This window comes from Alistipes sp. i18-0019-D1, from assembly GCF_042852885.1.
GTDB lineage: Bacteria > Bacteroidota > Bacteroidia > Bacteroidales > Rikenellaceae > Alistipes.
On record NZ_AP031424.1, the window covers coordinates 595,385 to 614,943 of the forward strand.

Here is a 19,559-nt window from a genome sequence, read left to right on the forward strand (position 1 = left end):
CGGTCAGATTAATTTTTGTGTTGTTCTATCTTTTATTTTTGCTTGCCTGTCACATCAATCGAACTTGGAGCGCATGAACCAATATTCGCCGTTCTCCATCTGTCCCGCGAAGAGCGTGAAGCCGATCGCAAACTTGAAATACTGCTGCCGGACCAGCCCCAGGCGGTCGGCGACGTTATAACCGCGGCGGCCGTACTCGACGCCGATGTCGATGGCCGAGAAGGCGCCGCGCCTCACCGGGATGCCGATGCCCGCCGTCACGGCGTACTGCGAGAGCTTGTCTCCGTTGAAAGTCTGGTTATAGGCCCCGTAGCGGAAACCCGCACGGTAGGACCAGCGTTTCAGCAGATGGCGCGCATCGTAACGGTTCGGAGTGTATTCCACGCCCATCTTGATCGTGCTCGTATTGGTATAGGCCACCTTGTATTCCGTCTTGTTCTCCCCGCTGCCGCTGGTTCCCGTCATCTCGTAGCCCGAGTTGCGGCCGCCCCAGTTCTGGAAAACGTAATCCACGCCGACGGCCCACCTGCCGGTCTGGTAATAGGCTCCCACGGCCAGCTGCCGGGGCAGCACCAGCTTCAGGTGCGTCGTATCGCCCTTGACCACCGTGTTGTACAGGTCGCCGATATAGAGGCTTTTCGTCACCTCCGGGTTCAGGTCGCCGCCGAAGTCGTACGTCGCGCCGAGCGTCAGAATGCGCTTCGCGTTCAGAATCGCATTCCACTGCACGCCGACCTGCCCCTTGATGCTCGAAATGCTGTAATTGTCCTGGCCCACCGTCGAGGTGAAGGTCCCTTCGCCCGTAATCGCGGTCGGGGTCATCACGAACGTACGGTCGATGTCGCCCCAGTAGTACTGTGCGGCGATACCCACCGAAAAATTCTTGAACGGCTCCCAGCCCAGGCCCACCTTGACCTCCGTCACGTCGCCCTCGCCCTGGTAATTGTACTGAATATTGCCGACGTTGGCGTAAATGGGGTCCTCGGGGTCGTATTCGTGGTAATACTTGGTCCTGTAACCCACCGAACTGTAAGGCGTGAGGCTGAAACCGAGTCCCAACCGCTTGGCCACCGGCATCTGGAAAGCGATGTCGTGGAAGTTGAACGTGTTGTAGGCCGTCCGTTTCCCGACGCCTTCGACCGTCTGGGCGTTGTAGTAGTTCTGGCCCTCCAACCCGAAGTTGAAGAGGAAGGTCTTCTGCGGAGCCGCACTGTAAGCCGCGGGGTTGAGCAGGTTAACCGTGCTCACCGAACGCATGGCCACACCCGCACCGCCCATCGAGCGCATCTGTAGCGTACCGGGGGTATTCTGTTCGCCGATGCCGTACATCGTATAGGGCGAGAATGCGTTAATACTGCTTGTCTGGGCCGAAACGGCAAAAGGAAACATCGCTGCAGCCGCGACAACCAGCTTAATCAAGGTATTCTTCACTTGCATTGTACTCTAAAATTCGATCCAATCCGCAAAAGACCAGATTACAATTTGCAAATATCGTGTTTTTAATTCTTTTCGCAAAGTATTTCGCGTCCCCGCCGGTAAAAATTACGCATAAATCGTCGATTTTTTTCTCCATCCGGGCCATATAGCCCTCGATTTCGAAGGTCAGCGAGTTCATCACCCCCAGGCGGATGGCCTCTTCGGTGGTGAGTCCCTGCAACTCCCCGCTATCGGTCGGGCCGCACAGCGGCAGGCAGGCCGTGTAGTCGTGGAGCGCCCGGAAACGGGTTTTCATCCCCGGCGAGATGCACCCGCCGCGGAACGTGTTGTCGGCCGTCACCAGGTCGATCGTCACGGCCGTGCCGAAGTCGACGATCAGCACGTTGCGCCCCGGGTAAAGCACCGTGGCGCCCACGGCGGCGGCCAGCCGGTCGCGGCCCAGCGTCTCGGGCGTACGGTAGGCGTTGGCAACCGGCACGGGGGTCTGCGAGGTGAACTCCAGCAGGTAATCCGCACGCGGGCGGACCATCTCCGTCACGTCGTCCGCTTCGCCGCGCGTCGAGGCGACGACGGCCTTCGCGGCCCTGCGGCCCTCCAGCAACTCGTCGAGCATCGACGGATGCAGCCGCTCCACGCAGCGCTGGGCAACGATCCGCCCGCCGTCGGAAACGGCCAACTTGACAAGGGTATTGCCTATGTCTACGATCAGATTCAAAGCTGCTGCAGCGTTTTGTATGCGTCTTCCACGTCTTTGACATTCCTAACGGTCATCGCCAGCCGATTATTGTGCTGTTTGAGCACAAATCGGTCGGGCCGCTGCGTAACCCGCTGCAACAGGGTCATGAAGGCCTCGCTCTTGTAGAAAGGCGAATTCTCCTCGCCCACGAAATGCACGATCATCAGTCCGTTCTTGACCTTCACGCGCTCCATGCCCAGGCGGATGGCCTCCCAGCGCAGGCGCACGACGTTCAGCAGCTCCTTCGCGGCGCGCGGCAGGGGACCGAAACGGTCCGCGAGGCGGCTCTCGAAGGCCTGCAAAGCCTCCTCGTCCTTCGTCGAGTCGAGTTCGCGGTAGAGTTTCAGGCGCTCGGCCTGCTGCGAAACGTAGGCGTCGGGCAGCGCGGCCTCGACCTCGATGTCGATGTGCGCGTCGTCGATGAAACGCATCTCGTCGACGACCTCCTGCTCCCCGTCGCTCAGACCCGGGACGTGAAGCCCCTCGGCACGCAGTTCGGCCACCGCCTCGTTCATGATCTTCTGGTAGGTCTCGAAACCGATGTCGGCGATGAACCCGCTCTGCTCGGCCCCCAGCAGGTTGCCCGCACCGCGGATGTCGAGGTCCTGCATGGCGATGTTGAACCCGGAACCCAGGTCGGAGAACTCCTCGATGGCCCGCAGACGCCGCCGCGCATCGGACGACAAGAGTTCGTTGGGCGGCGAAAGCAGGTAGCAGTAGCCCTTCTGATTCGAACGCCCCACGCGGCCGCGCAGCTGGTGCAGGTCGCTCAAACCGAAATTCTGGGCGTTGTCGACGATGATCGTATTGGCGTTGGGGATGTCGATGCCGTTCTCGACGATGGTCGTCGACACCAGCACGTCGAACTCCCCGTAGATGAAGTCCATGATGAGTTTTTCCAGCTGCTCGGCGGGCATCTTGCCGTGCCCGACGGCCACGCGGGCCTTCGGGCAGAGACGCGTGATCAGCCCCTGGAGGGCCGGCAGATCCTCGACGCGGTTGTGGACGAAATAGACCTGGCCGCCGCGTGCGAGTTCCGCCCCGACGGCGTCGCGGATGATCTCCTCCGAGAAAACGTGCGACTCGGTGAGGATCGGCTGGCGGTTGGGCGGCGGGGTCGAGATGACTGACAAATCCCGCGAACCCATCAGCGAGAATTGCAGCGTACGCGGAATGGGCGTGGCGGTAAGCGTCAGCGTGTCGACCGAAACGCTCATCTCGGTGAGCTTCTCCTTGGCGGCGACACCGAATTTCTGCTCCTCGTCGATGATCAGCAGCCCCAGATCGCGGAACACGATCTGCTTGCCCAGCATCTTGTGCGTGCCGATCAGGATGTCGATCCTGCCCGAGGCGAGATCCTCGCGGATCTGGCTGACCTCCTTCGCGGATTTCGTGCGGTTGATGTACTCCACCCTCACCGGGAAATCGCGCAGACGCTCGGTGAACGAACGGTAGTGCTGCAAGGCAAGGATCGTCGTGGGGACCAGCACGGCGACCTGCTTGCCGTCGACGGCGGCCTTGAACGCCGCGCGGATCGCCACCTCGGTCTTTCCGAAACCCACGTCACCGCACACCAGCCGGTCCATCGGCTGGTCGGACTCCATGTCCTTCTTGACGGCCGCCGTGGCCGACTGCTGGTCGGGGGTGTCCTCCCAGCGGAACGAAGCCTCCAGTTCGTGCTGCAAATAGCTGTCGTGCGAGAAGGCGTACCCCTTCGACGCCTTGCGCTTGGCGTAGAGGGCGATCAGTTCGCGCGAAATGTCCTTGACGGCCTTCTTGGTGGCGTTCTTCAGCTTCTGCCAGGCGCCGTTGCCCAGTTTGTAGACCTTCGGCGGCTCGCCGTCGCCCGACTTGTAGCGCGAAATGCGGTGGAGCGAATGGACGTTGACGAACAGCACGTCGCCGTCCTTGTAGACCAGTTTGATCGCCTCCTGCATGCGCCCGTCGCCCGCAGCGATCTTCACCAGCCCGTCGAAACGGCCCACGCCGTGGTCGATGTGCACCACGTAGTCGCCCGGGCGCAGCTGGTTCAGCTCGGCGACGGTCATCTGCTCGTCGCGCCGGATCTCGCCGTTGATGCGGTAACGCTGGTAACGGTCGAAAATCTGGTGGTCGGTGTAGAGGCACAGTTTCAGGTCGTTGTCCACGAAGCCCTCGTGCAGGGTCGCCGACAGCGACCGCACGACGGCCTGTCCGCGGCCGATCTGGTGGAAAATATTTTCGAGACGCTCGACCTGCGCCTTGTTCTCCGAAAGTATATAGGTATCGTAGCCCCGCAGCGCGTTGCGGATCATGTCATCGGCCAGCATCTCGAAATTCTTGTTGAATTTCGGTTGCGGCGCTGTCGAGAACTTCACCGCTGCGACCGCCGGCCGCTCGGGAAGATTGTCGCGCAGCAGGAAAATCCGGCTTCCGGAAAGGTCGGCCAGCAGCGAATTGCGGCTCGTCAGCAGCGAGTCGATCTGATCGGGATGCTCCATGTCCGAGAGCGTCCTGCGGCGGATGTCGTTGACCCTACGCAGCACGAAATCGGCGTCGTAGAACCACCAGGAAACCTCCGCACCCGCAAACTGCGCGAAGGAGACCTTCGCCGAGGCGGGAATCCCGGCGTTCAGGTCGGGAATGATCTCCACGCGGTCAAGCTTGTCCGACGACAGCTGGCTCGAAATGTTGAACCGCCGGATCGAGTCGACCTCGTCCCCGAAGAAATCCAATCGGTAGGGCTTGCTCTCCGAGAAGGAAAAAACGTCGACGATACCGCCGCGCACCGAGTACTGGCCGGGTTCATAGACGAAATCGACGCGCGTGAAGGCCGCATCGACGAGTGCCTGCTCCAGCACCTCGATCGAAATCCGGTCGCCGACCTTCACGCCGATGGTCTCCCGTTGCAGGGCTTCGGCGTCGGCGACCCGCTCGGCCAGCGCCTCGGGGTAGGTGCAGACCACCAGGTAGCCCTTCCCCGTGAAATTCCGCACGGCGTGCATCGCCGCCGTACGCTGCACCACGCCCTGCGCATCCTCGGCGCCGTAGGCCGCCGAACGTTTCCAGGACGAGGGGAAGAAATAAACCTGCCGTTCGTCCAGCAGGTTGTAGAAGTCGTTCAGGAGGTAGGCTGCGGCGTCACGGTCCTCGGCGACAAAGACATGCACGCCCCCGGATTCGGCCACGGCCGCCGCGGCATAAAACGAAAGAGCGCCGCCGACCAGCTCTTCGAGGTGGACGGTAGCACTCCTGTTTTCATATTCGCGGCACAGTCTGCCGAGGGCTTTCGACCCGGCGGCGAACTGCGCCAGCTGCTCGCGGGCGGTTGCCATACCTTATTTGGTTATAAGGTCGTTATCCTTCTTGTCATGGTAGTGGATTTCGACGATCCCGACACTCTGGTCCTCGGCGATCTGAAGGCGCACCTTGTACTTCCACTCCCAGCGGCGGCGCAGCGACCAGAGGCCCTTTCGGAGGAACGCCGCCACGTAAGGACTGACGACCAGCTTGATGAACTTGTGTCCGCGGTCCTGCGTGAGGAACGAAATCTGGTTCTCGATCTTCTTGTCCAGCAGCACCGTAGGTTCGATCTTACCCGAGCCGTTGCACGTCGGGCAGACGTCCGAAACGCTCTCGACGGCCACGGGGCGCACCCGCTGGCGTGTGATCTGCATCAGCCCGAATTTCGTGAGCGGCAGCACCGTGTGCTTGGCCTTGTCGGTGGCCATCAGTTTCACCATCTCGTCGAACAGCGCCTGTTTGTTCTGCGCCTTGTGCAGGTCGATAAAGTCGATGATGACGATGCCTCCGAGGTCCCTCAACCGCAGCTGGCGGGCGATCTCCTTCGCCGCGGCGAGGTTCACGTCCATGGCGGTCTGCTCCTGATTGTCCTCGGCCTTGGTGCGGTTGCCCGAGTTGACGTCGATGACGTTCATGGCCTCGGTATGTTCGATGATCAGGTAAGCGCCGCGTTTGAGCGACACGTACTTGGCGAACAGCGACTTGATCTGCTTCGAAATGTCGAAGTTGTCGAAAATGGGCACGTTGCCCCTGTAGAGTTTGACGATCTTCTCCTTCTCGGGGTCGATCTGGCGGATATAGTCGCGGATGTCCTTGAACATCGCCTCGTCGTCGACGGCGATCTGCGAGAAGGAGCCGTTCAGCGAGTCGCGGATGATCGTGTTGGCACGGTTCATCTCGCTCATCAGCTGCGCCGGGACCGACGCCGCGTTCTTCTTGATCGCCGCGCAGGTCTTGCGCCAGCGGTCGATCTGGGTCTGGATGTCGTGCTCGATGTCCTCGTCCTTGGCCTCCATGGCCGCCGTGCGGATGATGACGCCGAAATTCTTCGGCAGCACCGCCGCGGCGATGCGCTTGAGGCGCTTCTTCTCATCCGCCGAGCGGATTTTCTGCGAAAGGAAAACCTTCGAGGTGAAGGGGACCAGCACCACGTTGCGGCCGGCCAGCGAAATGTCGGCCGTCAGGCGCGGACCTTTGGTCGAAATGGCCTCCTTGGCCACCTGGACCATGATCTGCTGTCCCACCTGGAGGTATTCGCCGATCTTCCCGGTCTTCTCGACGGGCGGTTCGAGTTTCATGCTCTCGACGCGTAATCCCCGCTTTCCGGGCTGCTGCGAGGCGACGAGCTTCTGCAGCGAGGGGAACTGCGGCCCCAGGTCGAGGTAGTGGATAAAGGCGTCCTTTTCGTGCCCGATGTTGACGAATGCCGCGTTCAGTCCCGGCATGATCTTGCGCACCTTCCCGAGGTAGATGTCCCCCACGGCAAAGCCCGTCTGGCACTGCTCCTTGTTCAACTCGACGAGCACCTTGTCCTCGCACATGGCGATCGAGATCTCGGTCGGGTTTACGTTTACGATTAATTCTCTGTTCATCTATCGTGTGCCGCGCTCCGGGAAACCGGGCGCGGTATGGCTGAAATTAGTACTGAAGCCGCGTTTTGCTGTGAAGTGGCGGCGAACTCCAAAGGGAAAAATGGATGCCGGAAACATCCGGCGGAACGCGGGGTCCGGCATCCGGAAAACCCGCGAAAGAGGCGGAAAAACCGCCCGAAAAATCGGAAACCCGAAAATAGGTAAAGCTAAAAGAACCCTTTGGCCCCTTTAGCTTTATCTATCGTTAGCACAAAGGTGCTACCCTACTTTTTCTTGTGACGGTTCTTACGAAGACGTTTTTTCCGCTTGTGGGTAGCCATCTTGTGACGCTTATGCTTCTTTCCGTTTGGCATAGTCCTTAAATTTTAAGAGGTTCTTTATTTATCCGTTATTTCACCTTCGCTGCGAAGCTCTTTGCGGGCTTGAAAGCGGGGATGTTGTGTTCGGGAATGGTGATCGTCGTGTTCTTCGAGATGTTGCGGGCAACTTTCTTGGCACGCTTCTTCACGATGAAGCTGCCGAAACCACGGAGATACACGTTATTCTTCTGGGTGAGCGACGTCTTGATGCTCTCCATGAAAGCCTCGACGATAGCCTGCACCTGCACCTTCTCAACGCCGGTGCTTTTAGCGATTTCGCTTACGATATCTGCCTTTGTCATGTTTATATAGTATTTAAAATTAAGTTCATCCAAAATGATTCGGACTGCAAATATACGCTTTATTTACATATCCGCCAATAATCGGCAATTTTTTTTCACTTTTTTCCCGCGGCAGTGTAGTCTGCACGTTCACAACACGATAACAAATATCGGGCAAAACCCGGGCCAAAATTAAAATATTCTATATCAGTTATTTATTCCGAAGGCTCGACGCAAACGCCAAAAAACCATTAAACAACTGTATTACAAACACATATTAAACACATATCCCGACAGAATAAAGAATAAAGTCATCACTCCGAAGAATATCCCGATCAGCCGCCATGTCATCACCTTTTTCAACATCGTGGCTTCCGGCAACGACAACCCGACAACGCCCATCATAAAGGCGATAGCCGTCCCCAGCGGAATGCCTTTGGTCACGAAGACCTGCACCACTGGAACGATTCCGGCGGCGTTGGCATACATCGGTACGGCGCAAACGACAGCCAGTGGCACGGCAAACCAATTGTCTTTCGACATATATTGCTCGAAAAATCCTTCGGGCACATACCCGTGCATCGCCGCACCTGCACCGATACCGATCAACACATATACCAGCACACCCCGCACAATACCCCACGCATCGCGCACAATGACGGGAAGCCGTCGAACGAACGGCGTGCGCTCTTCGGTCCAAACTTCCGATTTCGTATCGGACTGCGCCTGCAACTGCCGCACCCACGGCGAAAGATAGCGCTCCAACTTGAAGCGGCCGAGTACGAAGCCGCCGATCATGCCGAGCAGAATGCCGCTCACGACATAAATCGCCGTCGCCCGCATGCCGAACGAACCAAGGAACATCGCCACAGCAACCTCATTCACAAGCGGCGAGGTAATCAGAAACGCAAATGTCACACCCAAAGGAATCCCGCCCTTGACAAAACCGATGAACAACGGGATCGACGAGCAGGAGCAAAACGGCGTGATAGCCCCGAACAGCGATGCAAAAAGGTATTGAAACCCGTACAGTTTGCGGGTCGCAAGGTAATGGCGCAGATTGTCAATCGGAAAATAGGCATTGACGATTCCCATTACCATACTGATCAAGAACAGCAGGATCAGAATTTTGACACTGTCGTAGAAAAAGAAATTGACAGCACTTCCGAAATGTGTTTCGGCACTCATCCCGAATACGCCGTAGACAAGCCGGTCGGCAAATCGTTGAATCATCGTTTTAACAGAAATAAATTACTCCATAATAAATGCCCACGGCTATAAAAAGCAAGCCTACAATCCGTGTGAGCCACTTTTGAATCGCCTGCATCCGGTTGTAGAATGCGCCCAACCCGGCAACGCTGTACGCCAGCAGCCATGCGACGATTACCACAGGAAGCCCCGTAGCGACAGCGAATACGGCAGGCAGGAGATAACCGCCCGTTTCTGCGGCCGACATCGGAATAAGCATTCCGAAATAGAAAACGCCGCTCGTCGGGCAGAACGCCAGAGAAAAAAGAATGCCGAGCCACAGCGCACCCCATCCGCCACCCCGCCCCATCCGCTCGCCGCGCCCCGAGAATCCGAAATTCGGCAGATTGAGCCGATGTCCGAAGAGCATAAACAATCCGATCAGAATCAGTGCCGGAGCGATCAGCAGTTCGCCCCATTTGCCGATTGCCTTCTGAATGGCGAAAACACTCGCCCCCGCACGCAACACAGCAATCAGCACCGCACCCAGCAACGTGTAGGCCGCGACACGTCCGAGCGTGTAAAGCAAACCGCTGAAGAAAATGCGGCGGCGGTTTTCCAAATCCTTCGAGATATAACCCACCGCGGCGATGTTCGTCGCCAGCGGGCAGGGGCTTACGGCGGTCAGCAGGCCGAGCAGAAAAGCTGTCAGTATCGGAACGGTCGAGCCGTCCAGCAAGTGCTGCAAATATTCCATACCTATTCGCCCAACTGTTTTCGAATTTCGGCACAGAGTTCCGCTTTAAATTGCTCCGGATTCGTGCGAGCATTGGCAAAGGCGAACTGCGTCAAATCGGTTACGGTTTCTTTCCCGTCCCGCCATTTATTCAGCAACAGCGCCGACCACGTTACTTCATACCTGTCGGCCAACGTTTCATTTTCCGGCTTTGCAATGTCGATAATACGAAAATACACCTCTCCGGCCCCTACCTGCCCGGCGAAATCGGTTTCGGCGACCTCTTTCACGCCGGTTTCAATCGCGATACAAGTTGCGCAGCGTTTTGCCCCGTAGAAACAAAGCACTTCGACACAATCATCCTGCTGTCTGTCGGCAACGGTTTTTCGCGGATGATTTCCGCAGGCGGCAAATACTGCGGCAGCCACAAGCAACAATAATCTTTTCATGGCGAATTATTTTGTCAGCAGTTCCTTGACCTCTGCAAGCGATAATTTTCGCCCTTTGGCTACGACCTGCTCATCCACGACCAATGCCGGCAGGGTCATCACATTGTAGGACATAATCTTCATAATATCCTCTTCCTTTACGACCGTTGCAGTCAATTCCAACTCGGCGACCGCCTGCTTTACCGTTTCGTGGAGTACCTTGCATCCGGCGCACCCCGTTCCCAATACCTTAATCTCCATATCTGTTTTTCATTAGATGTAATTCGCCGAACAACGAACAATGCCGATAAAAAAAACGTTCATCCGCAGCAGGAATCTTTGTCCTTACAGTCACAGAAGAAACCGACAAAAAGATTGCGCGCCACCGTCCAATTCGCACGGTTGATACAATAACGGACTTTCGGTGTTTCAATTTCACCCTGTATCAATCCGGCCTCTTTCAACTCCTTGAGATGCTGCGATACGGTTGCCTTGGCAATCGGCAGTACTTCGTGGATATCCCCGAAAAAGCAACTGTCCTGCCTGACAAGGAATTGCAGAATAGCCATCCGTGCCGGATGCCCCATCGCCTTGGCAAAGCGGGCGATTTGTTCCTCCTGGTCCGTATAGGTCTTTTTCGTCATATCCGTCATTATTGTTCGCAAATATACAAACAATATTCCGTTCCGGCAAAAAATTACCGCAATATTCACACAAAACCGGAGCCGACCCAATAAACCGCGGGGTTTTTGCGTTTGAAGATAAAAACATTAATTTTGCAAATTCTAAATCCGATAACGGTATGGTCAAAATACTCTGGGTCGACGACGAAGTCGAACTGCTGAAACCCCACGTGCTGTTCCTGCGGCAGAAAGGCTACGAGGTGGACACCTGCAACAACGGATACGACGCGATCGACATGGCTTCCGAAGGAGCCTACGACCTGATCATCCTCGACGAAATGATGCCCGGCATGACGGGACTCGAAACCCTTCCCAAGATCAAGGAGGTGCGCCCCACGACGCCCGTGATCATGGTCACCAAGAGCGAGGAGGAGAACATCATGGACAAGGCCGTGGGGTCGAAGATCGCCGACTACCTCATCAAACCCGTCAACCCCAACCAGGTGCTGCTCTCGATCAAGAAGAACGTGCACCAGCAGCAGCTGGTGACCGAGCAGACCACCGCCGACTACCGTTCGGAGTTCGGCCGCATCTCGTCCTCGCTCCAGATGGCCGACACGTTCCAGGACTGGTGCGCGCTCTACCGCAAGCTCACCGCGTGGGAGGTCGAACTGGCCGAATCCACCGACCAGAGCATCAAGGAGGTGCTGACCTACCAGAAGAGCGAGGCCAACCAGGAGTTCTGCAAATTCGTGCGCCGCAACTACTACAACTGGATCAACAAGCGTTCGGACGACACCCCCGTGATGTCGCATACGCTCATGCGCACCAATATCTTCCCCGTCGCCGACGAGAATCCCAAAACCACGCTGCTGCTGATCGACAATTTCCGCTACGACCAGTGGCGGTCGATTTCGTCGCTGCTGCGGGGCTGGTACGACGTGGCGCAGGACGACTTCTACTGCGCCATCCTCCCCACGGCCACGCAGTACGCCCGCAACGCCGTCTTCGCGGGGCTGATGCCGCTGGCCATCGACAAGCTGATGCCCAACAAGTGGCTCAACGACAACGAGGAGGGCGGCAAAAACCAGTACGAGGAGGAGTTTTTGAAGCGGCTGATGAGCCAGAACGGCAAGTCGTGGAAGTTTTCGTTCGACAAACTGGTGCGCCCGGAGCAGGGCCGCAAGCTGGTGGACAACATCCAGAAGGTCTACGACGCCGACTTCTCGGTCATCGTCTACAACTTCCTCGACATCCTCTCGCACGCACGTACCGAGACCGACATCATCCGCGAACTCACGGAGGACGACGCGGCGTTCCGCTCGCTGACGCGCTCGTGGTTCGAGCATTCGGACCTCTACACCATCCTCAAGCTCCTCTCCGAACGGGGACACACCGTCGTCATCACCTCGGACCACGGCACGATCCGCGTGGACAACCCGGTGAAGGTGACCGGCGACCGCGAGACCTCGGCCAACCTGCGCTACAAGACGGGCCGCAACCTCGCGTACAACTCCCGCGAAGTCTACGAGATCCTGAAACCCGAGGACGTGCAGCTGCCGTCGAGCAACCTAACGTCGAGCTACATCTTCGCCTACAACACCGATTTCCTCGTCTACAACAACGACGCGAACCGCCACATCCGCTACTACCGCAACACGTTCCAGCACGGCGGCATTTCGATGGAGGAGATGATCGTACCGTATATCGTTCTAAAGCCAAAACAATAGATGAAAACCATTCACATCACCTCGCAGGACGAGCTTCCGCAGGTCGCCGGGGCGATCATCGGCTCGCTGGGCCGCCGCACGGTGGTCGCCTTCCGCGGCGAGATGGGCGCGGGAAAAACCACGCTCATCCGTGAAATCGCCGCAGAACTCGGGGCCGCCGACACCGTGACCAGCCCCACGTTCGCCATCGTCAACCAATACAAGGGCGAGGGCAACCGACGCATCCACCATTTCGATTTCTACCGCATCAACGACCTGCGCGAAGCCTTCGACTTCGGTTACGAGGAGTATTTCTACTCGGGGGACCTGTGCCTGGTGGAGTGGCCCGAGAAGATCGAGCAGCTGCTTCCCGACAACGTGATGACGGTGCGCATCACCGTCGACAGCGACACGGCGCGCACCTTCGAGATCGACTGACCGGCCCCGGCATGGGGGGGGGTATTCGCCCGCAAGATCGCCGACGACACCGACCTCGCCAGATTCAGGAAAGCCGTCCTCGGCGAATGAAGACCCGATTGCGGGACGGATCGTTGCGGTCCGTCCCGTTTCGTTTTACGCAGTCGAAGAGGCCGGATGTTGCCCGTACCGGAAAAATCCCTATCTTTGCGCCAACCATACCCTTTCCACCATGAAAAAAGCCCTGAAAATCGCTGGCATCGTCCTGCTTTCGCTCATCGGACTGCTGCTGGTCCTCTTCCTGCTGATCCGTTTCGTCTTCCGCGAAGAGGCCATCGATTATCTGACCGGCCTGCAAAAGGAGCAACGCACGGAACTGCTGCGCAGCGCCGGTCCTTACGCCGCCGAGCCGGACGCCGACTACCGTTTCACCTATATACAGGATACCGCCCGGGCACGGGAAATACGCGACTATTTCCGTCTCGACACACTCGTCGATCCGGCAGCTGCGACCTGGGACAAGGCGCGCGCACTGGCAACATTCGTCGCCGAAAACATTCCCCACGCCAACCAGAAGGTCCACCCCGAAGTACGCAATGCCACCGCCTTGTGGGAGTACACCCGCACGGTAGAACCGGCCTTCAACTGCCGGCTGCACGCGATCCTGCTCCATGAACTGCTGCTCGCCGAGGGAATCACGAACCGCTTCGTGACGTGTCTTCCGGCCGATTCGCTCGACTCGGACTGCCACGTGGTCAACGTCGTCTGGCTGCCCGAGCACCGGAAATGGGCCATGATCGACTCCGACATGCAGTCCTGGGTCGCCTCGCCCGAGGGAGAACCGCTTTCGCTCGAAGAGATGCGGCAGCGCACCGTCGCCGGAGAACCGATGACCGTTCACCGGCTTCTCGGCACGCGCGACCCCGAAAACTACCTCTCCTACTGGGCCAAGAACCTCTACTGGTTCATGTGCTGGGAGCAAACCGGATACGACAAGGAGGTCGAATACGAGGGCCGGGTCATCGCCCTGCTGCCCGCAGGATTCGACGGGTTCAAACTGAACGAAGCCGTCCGAACCTCCGACGACGCCCGCTTCTGGGCCGCACCCGACACCGACACTACATTCTAAAACATAACGTCAACATGCAGGAATACATTTCGAAACAACACCGGATTCTACGTCCCGCCGAGCAGATTTACGCCGTCATCAGCCGCTTCGACAACCTCACGCCCGCCGTCGCCGACCGCGTCGAGGAGTGGCAGGCCACCGAGGACACCTGTTCGTTCAAGGCCAAGGGCTTCACCGTCCGTCTCCGCATGGAGGAGCGCGTCGAGCCGCGTCACGTCAAGATCGTGGGCGACGACGGGGGAATTCCGATGGATTTCGCCTTCTGGATTCAGCTCCACAAGGTTTCGGACACCGACACCCGCATGCGGCTGGTGCTGCACATCGAGCTGAACATGATGATGAAAATGATGATCGGCGGCAAGCTCCAGGGCGCCATCGACCAGATCGCCGAAGGCATCGCCCGGGCAATGCAGGCGCAGGCGTAAGACGCCTGTTTCAGGGGCAACCCCAGGACGACAGGCTTCCGACCCCGGCCGCTGCTTCCACTCTGTAAAATACATTGTAGAAAACAACCGCAGACATGAGACCGACCGACTACATCGCTTCGCTGTTCAAACCCTCCGGAGGACCCGGAGAGGAGCCTGCGGCCTATGATTTCGACCCGATCAGCAGCTATTTCTACAATCGCTCGGCCGAAGAGGAAGCCCTCCAGACCATCGATGCCGAGACGACGGCGGACCTCGACCTGAACGCCGTGTTCGAGCAGATCGACCGCACGACTTCGCGCGTCGGCCAACAATATCTCTACGCCCGGCTGCGAACCCTCCGGGGCGAGGAGGACGCCGCGGATTTCGACCGCCGGGTCGGTGTTTTCGAAAACGACGACGAACTGACGCAACGGTGTGCCGGGCATCTTGCACGCCTTTCGAGCGACGACGCCTACGACTTCCAACGGCTGATCTTCGACACCCCGGTCAAAGTCCGCCGCATCGGACTGGTCTATGCGCTGACCACCGCCGCCATCGTCTCGCTGCTCCTCGCGCCCTTCTACCCGTTGCTGCTCCTGCTTTTCATGGCGATCTACGCGGTCAACCTGGTGATCCACTACGGCAACAAACTCAACATCACGCGCTACGCTTTCGCCGTGCGGCAGCTCGCCGCAGCGCTGAAAACGGCCCGCTACCTCGCCTCGGAACAGATTCCCGGCTCGGACGATGCCGCACAGCCGATCCGCCGGGTCGCCCAGGTCGAACACCGCAGCCGCATCGTCGGCGCGCAGGGCGACGGCGGCAACGATTTCGCCGCCATCGCCTGGCTGGTGTTCGAACTGGTGAAGATCGCCTTCAACATCGAAACCATCCTTTTCCACCGCTTCACCGGCAGCATCACGGCCCACCGCGAAGCCATCCACGACGTATTCCGGTTCATCGGCGAGACCGACGCGGCCATTTCGGTCATGCGCCTGCGCCGCGGCACGCCGACCTGCCGCCCGACATTCATCGAGGGCAAATACCTCGAAGCCGTGCAGGTCGTACACCCGCTCATTCCCGGCTGCGTGGCAAACACGCTGACGCTCGACGGCACGGGACTGCTGCTCACCGGATCGAACATGTCGGGCAAAACCACCTTCGTACGCACCGTGATGCTCAACGCTCTGTTGGGCGAAACGATCTGCACCTGCTTCGCCGAGGGATTCACGGCTCCTTACATGCGGCTCCACTCCTCGATCCGCATTGCGGACGACGTGTCGGAAGGCACGAGTTACTACCTGCAGGAGGTGCTCACCGTGAAACGACTGCTCGAAGCCGCGGAACAGCCGTCGCCCTGTCTGTTCGTACTCGACGAACTGTTCAAGGGCACGAACACCACCGAACGCATCGCGGCCGGAAAGGCCGTGCTCGCACGCCTCAACCGCGGGCCGCACATCGTGCTGGCCGCCACGCACGACATCGAACTGGCGGAACTGCTGCGCGGCGACGACTACGAACTGCACCACTTCCGTGAAGAGGTGGCCGACGGGCAGCTGGTTTTCGACTACCGACTGCACACCGGTCCCCTCACCACACGCAACGCCATCCGCATCCTGGAACTGTACGACTACCCGCCCGAACTGATCGCCGAAGCCCTCGACACGCAGGAGCGACTGCTCGGCGGACGCGACACTCCCGTCTTATAAACGGGGGAGGGCATTCCGGAACGGGAGAGGAACGGAACATGGCCGGAAATCCGGCGACCGTCCGCCGTTCCTGAACCCCGGTTCGGAACCGGGTCAGATCCGCGGCTTCTGCAACATGCGGATCACCAGCGAAGCGGCGTAGATCAGCATGCCGTACATCACCGAGATAAACGACACCCTGAATCCGCCGGCCAACAGCGACGGGGAGATGTCTCCGGCCATCTGAATGACACCGAAAGCCTGGAACATGCCGAGAAACTGATAGAAGATCCCGGTCACCAGCGCCAGCAGACCGATCTCCTTCACCCATGCGGGCGCCTTCCATGCCGCGAACAGCATGCAAATCAGTTCGGCGGTCAGGATGGACATTCCCAGCTTGCCGCCTGCAAGAAACAAATCGAACATAACGCAAAAGTTTTAAGTCATCGCGGGACCATTCCCGTATTGCAAAGATAGGCTGCCGCAGGCCGAAACCACAAAAAAACAGGCCGTCGAATCCCGCTCTTGTCCGGTCGAAACCCGCCGATCGGCCCCGGAAGCGGTTTTTGCGGGACCGGAGGAGACACCGGAGGCATATTTTACCTATATTTGTAAAAACGGATTCTTCGGATGAAACAGTTTCTGCCCGTCGTCTGGTGGCTCTCGGCCGCACTCGTCATCGCCTTTGTCCTCGTGGGTTTGGGGTATCTCTTCGCCGACGCCCTGCTGCTCGGCGTACTGTTCCTGCCGGGTATGCTCACGGCCCGCTACTTCGTGCCGCAGCTGTCGTTCGAAAGGCGCAGGGAGGGAATCCTCAATGCCGTCTACCTCGCGCTGGCGATCCTCGGCATCGAATACCTCTCGCTGATGCTGGGCCATGCGGTAGCGCTCGGAACCGGCGAAGGCGGAATGCCGGGGCTGCTGCTCAACCCGCCCTTCATCCTGCTGCTCCTGACGGCCTTCATCGCCCCGGAGATGGCCCTCGAAAACCACCTCGAACGCCGCTGCCCCTACGCCCCTTCGATCAGCTTCGTCTCCGACCGCCGCAAAATCACGCTCGACCCGGCCGAAATCCGCTACGTCGAATCGAACGACAGCGAGGTATGGATTCACACCGCCGAGGGCGGCGCCTACCGGACCAAAACCCGCATTTCGCAATGGGAGACACAGTTGGACAGCCGTTTCCTGCGCATCCACCGCTCGTTCATCGTCAACACGGCACGCCTCGACCGCTGCTGCTCCGGGCACGTGGAGATCGGCGGCATGACGATCGAAATTTCGCGCAAATACCGGGAGGCCGCGCGCCAGCGGCTCAAAACCGCCGCCGACGCATAGCCCTGCAGCACGGAATTTGCCGCACGGGAATTATTGCCAACACATGCGGCGTTCCGGCCATTGTCCGGCGGCCGCAAAAGCGCGATCTTTGCAACATAAAACATCACTCCGGAAGACGGGAGGACACCCCGGAGCGGCAAATAAAGGAAAACTATGAAAAAGTATGATGCCGTCATCATCGGCTTCGGCAAAGGGGGCAAGACCCTCGCCGCCGAACTGGCCGGCCACGATCGGAGCGTCGCCATGATCGAACGTTCGGACAAAATGTACGGGGGAACCTGCATCAACATCGGCTGTATACCGACCAAGGCGCTGATCCACAGCGCCGGGCTTGCGGCCGCGTCCCATCCGCTGACCTTCGAACAGCGCAGGGCCTACTACCGGAAGGCCGTCGCCGAAAAACGCGCGCTGGTCGATCTGCTCCGCGACAAGAACTATCACAAACTGGCCGACGACCCCCGGATCGACGTCTACACGGGCGAAGGGCGGTTCCTCTCGCCGGAGAGCGTGGAGGTGAAGACCGCGGAGGGCGTCGTGCAGCTCGGCGGAAAGCACGTCGTCATCAACACCGGGGCCGAAACGGCGCTCCCGCCCATCCCGGGCATCGCCGAAAGCAAACGGATACACACCAGCACCTCGATCATGGAGCTGGACGAACTGCCCCGGCGGCTGGCGGTCGTGGGCGGCGGATATATCGGGCTGGAGTTCGCGTCGATGTACGCCTCGTTCGGTTCGGAGGTCACCGTGCTCGAAGGATTCCCGGAACTGATCCCGCGCGAGGACCGCGACATCGCGCAGGCAGTCCGCGAGGTTCTGGAAAAGCGTGGAATCGCCTTCCGGCTGAACGTCAAGGTAGAGTCCTTCCGCGACACGGCGGACGGGGTGAGCATCGCCCTCTCGCAGGACGGGACCGCCTCGCGCCTCGAAGCCGACGCCATACTGCTGGCCACGGGCCGCAAACCGGCCACCGCGGGACTGAACCTCGCAGCGGCAGGGGTCGAGACCAACGAGCACGGAGCGATCCGGGTGGACGAACGCCTGCACACCACGGCCCCGAACATCTACGCCATCGGCGACGTGACGGGCGGACTGCAATTCACCTACGTTTCGCTCGACGACTACCGCATCGTCCGGGACGAACTGCTGGGCAGCGCCGCGCGCACCACGGCCAACCGCGGCCCGGTCCCCTACTCGGTCTTCATCGAGCCGCCGCTCTCGCACGTCGGCCTGCACGAGGAGGAGGCCCGCAAGGCGGGATACGACATCCGGGTCCGGAAAATCGCCGTCGCCTCGTTCCCCCGGGCGCGCATCCTGGGTTCCGCGGAAGGGGTTCTCAAAGCGGTGATCGACGCCGAAACCGACCTGATCCTGGGCTGCACGCTTTTCGGGCCGGAGTCGAGCGAGGTCATCAACACCGTGGCACAGGCCATGAAACACGGCGTGACGGCGCGGGAGCTGAGCAATTCCATCTATACGCATCCGAGCATGAGCGAGTCGCTCAACGACCTGTTCGCCCGATAAAACGATAAAACGAAAGGACCCGCCCGCAGGCAGGTCCTTTTTCATTTCACGTCTGCGGAAATTCGGAGCCGGTCGAGCACCGTCCGCACCGTGGGATAACAATCGCCGGCGCGCGCCGCGGCCTCCCCGGGCGTGCACCACGCCACGGCGTCGATCCCCTCCTCGGTCTGGGGCGTCAGGCCGGAGCATCCGGGCGTATGCAGTTCGTACCAATGGGTTCGTTTCAGTTCCCAACGTGCGGTTTTCGGAAAATAGTAGGCGTGCAGCGTCTCGCACAGCGGACGCACGACCTCCGCCGCCACGCCCGTCTCCTCCTCGACCTCCCGCGCGGCGCACTCCTCGATGCGCTCCCCGCTTTCGAGGTGGCCTTTGGGCAGGTCCCAGCGGCCGTTGCGGTGGATCATCAGCCACTCGCCGCAGTCGTTCACCACCACGCCGCCCGCCGCCTCGACCGGCGTGAACTCCGCCGCAAAGGCCGCGAAAACCCCATCGGGATCGTCCGAAACGACGGCCACGGTATTGTGCGATTCGAGAAAATTCAGTATCTTGTCGCGTGATATGCCGCCGCCGGCTGTCGCCGCAACGGCGTACCACGCCCCTCCGGGGGTTTCTGCCGTGAACGCCACGGCCTTATCGGCGAAATAAACGGTACGGTTCATGTTTTCATCGGAAATTCGCGAACAAATATACG

General features: G+C 59.4%; 19 protein-coding genes. 7 read left to right on the forward strand and 12 right to left on the reverse strand.

The features are described from left to right. Positions 1–54 precede the first annotated feature (54 nt). The 10 genes from ACGHP5_RS02395 to ACGHP5_RS02440 all read right to left on the reverse strand — a co-directional run bounded on the left by ACGHP5_RS02395 (position 55) and on the right by ACGHP5_RS02440 (position 10,683). Positions 55–1,389 carry a hypothetical protein gene (locus ACGHP5_RS02395; protein WP_290532225.1) on the reverse strand — a complete coding sequence of 445 codons (1,335 nt, stop codon included), beginning with the start codon at positions 1,387–1,389 and terminating at the stop codon, positions 55–57. A gap of 22 nt (positions 1,390–1,411) precedes the next feature. Further along, a complete protein-coding gene (locus ACGHP5_RS02400; protein ID WP_390567941.1) occupies positions 1,412–2,152 on the reverse strand; it encodes a type III pantothenate kinase in 741 nt (246 codons plus the stop codon). After that, a complete protein-coding gene (mfd, locus tag ACGHP5_RS02405) occupies positions 2,149–5,487 on the reverse strand; it encodes a transcription-repair coupling factor (protein WP_390567942.1) in 3,339 nt (1,112 codons plus the stop codon). The genes ACGHP5_RS02400 and mfd overlap by 4 nt, the downstream gene beginning before the upstream one ends. Before the next feature lie 3 nt (positions 5,488–5,490). Continuing rightward, the gene (locus ACGHP5_RS02410; RefSeq protein ID WP_290532084.1) at positions 5,491–7,047 is read right to left on the reverse strand and encodes an Rne/Rng family ribonuclease; all 1,557 of its coding nucleotides are present in this window, start codon (positions 7,045–7,047) and stop codon (positions 5,491–5,493) included. A 388-nt stretch (positions 7,048–7,435) separates the two neighbouring features. Continuing rightward, entirely contained in the window at positions 7,436–7,708 is a 273-nt protein-coding gene (locus tag ACGHP5_RS02415) for an HU family DNA-binding protein (protein ID WP_015547910.1), read from the reverse strand. Positions 7,709–7,951: 243 nt separating this feature from the next. Next, positions 7,952–8,920: a permease gene (locus ACGHP5_RS02420; RefSeq protein ID WP_290532085.1), complete on the reverse strand. Its 969-nt coding sequence runs from the start codon at positions 8,918–8,920 to the stop codon at positions 7,952–7,954. A 4-nt stretch (positions 8,921–8,924) separates the two neighbouring features. After that, positions 8,925–9,632, reverse strand: coding sequence for an aromatic aminobenezylarsenical efflux permease ArsG family transporter (locus tag ACGHP5_RS02425; protein WP_337756890.1), 708 nt, complete (start codon positions 9,630–9,632; stop codon positions 8,925–8,927). A 2-nt stretch (positions 9,633–9,634) separates the two neighbouring features. After that, complete coding sequence (locus ACGHP5_RS02430) at positions 9,635–10,060, reverse strand: nitrophenyl compound nitroreductase subunit ArsF family protein (protein ID WP_290532087.1); 426 nt, start codon at positions 10,058–10,060, stop codon at positions 9,635–9,637. A 6-nt stretch (positions 10,061–10,066) separates the two neighbouring features. Next, positions 10,067–10,300, reverse strand: coding sequence for a thioredoxin family protein (locus ACGHP5_RS02435; protein WP_290532088.1), 234 nt, complete (start codon positions 10,298–10,300; stop codon positions 10,067–10,069). 59 nt (positions 10,301–10,359) lie between these two features. Next, the gene (locus tag ACGHP5_RS02440) at positions 10,360–10,683 is read right to left on the reverse strand and encodes a helix-turn-helix transcriptional regulator (RefSeq protein ID WP_290532089.1); all 324 of its coding nucleotides are present in this window, start codon (positions 10,681–10,683) and stop codon (positions 10,360–10,362) included. A 158-nt stretch (positions 10,684–10,841) separates the two neighbouring features. On the opposite strand from ACGHP5_RS02440, the gene ACGHP5_RS02445 reads away from it, so the two are divergent. From ACGHP5_RS02445 to ACGHP5_RS02465, 5 genes are all read left to right on the forward strand, one after another. Continuing rightward, positions 10,842–12,392, forward strand: coding sequence for a response regulator (locus ACGHP5_RS02445; protein ID WP_290532090.1), 1,551 nt, complete (start codon positions 10,842–10,844; stop codon positions 12,390–12,392). Beyond that, positions 12,393–12,809: a tRNA (adenosine(37)-N6)-threonylcarbamoyltransferase complex ATPase subunit type 1 TsaE gene (tsaE, locus tag ACGHP5_RS02450; RefSeq protein WP_290532091.1), complete on the forward strand. Its 417-nt coding sequence runs from the start codon at positions 12,393–12,395 to the stop codon at positions 12,807–12,809. A gap of 211 nt (positions 12,810–13,020) precedes the next feature. Beyond that, the gene (locus ACGHP5_RS02455; RefSeq protein WP_390567943.1) at positions 13,021–13,917 is read left to right on the forward strand and encodes a transglutaminase-like domain-containing protein; all 897 of its coding nucleotides are present in this window, start codon (positions 13,021–13,023) and stop codon (positions 13,915–13,917) included. 14 nt (positions 13,918–13,931) lie between these two features. Then, the gene (locus tag ACGHP5_RS02460) at positions 13,932–14,342 is read left to right on the forward strand and encodes a polyketide cyclase (protein WP_290532093.1); all 411 of its coding nucleotides are present in this window, start codon (positions 13,932–13,934) and stop codon (positions 14,340–14,342) included. Positions 14,343–14,437: 95 nt separating this feature from the next. Further along, positions 14,438–16,033, forward strand: coding sequence for a DNA mismatch repair protein MutS (locus ACGHP5_RS02465; protein ID WP_390567944.1), 1,596 nt, complete (start codon positions 14,438–14,440; stop codon positions 16,031–16,033). A 93-nt stretch (positions 16,034–16,126) separates the two neighbouring features. On the opposite strand, the gene ACGHP5_RS02470 is transcribed toward ACGHP5_RS02465, so the two are convergent. Continuing rightward, positions 16,127–16,438, reverse strand: coding sequence for a hypothetical protein (locus ACGHP5_RS02470; RefSeq protein WP_337756885.1), 312 nt, complete (start codon positions 16,436–16,438; stop codon positions 16,127–16,129). A 204-nt stretch (positions 16,439–16,642) separates the two neighbouring features. Here ACGHP5_RS02470 and ACGHP5_RS02475 point away from each other — a divergent pair, with 204 nt between their 5' ends. Both ACGHP5_RS02475 and ACGHP5_RS02480 read left to right on the forward strand, forming a co-directional pair. Continuing rightward, positions 16,643–17,347, forward strand: a complete 705-nt coding sequence (locus ACGHP5_RS02475; protein WP_337756884.1) for a LytTR family DNA-binding domain-containing protein — start codon at positions 16,643–16,645, stop codon at positions 17,345–17,347. A 153-nt stretch (positions 17,348–17,500) separates the two neighbouring features. Then, positions 17,501–18,868, forward strand: a complete 1,368-nt coding sequence (locus ACGHP5_RS02480) for an FAD-dependent oxidoreductase (protein ID WP_390567945.1) — start codon at positions 17,501–17,503, stop codon at positions 18,866–18,868. Positions 18,869–18,909: 41 nt separating this feature from the next. Here ACGHP5_RS02480 and ACGHP5_RS02485 read toward each other — a convergent pair whose 3' ends face one another. Beyond that, positions 18,910–19,527 (reverse strand): NUDIX hydrolase, encoded by a 618-nt coding sequence (locus tag ACGHP5_RS02485; RefSeq protein WP_390567946.1) that lies wholly within the window; start codon positions 19,525–19,527, stop codon positions 18,910–18,912. Positions 19,528–19,559 lie beyond the last annotated feature (32 nt).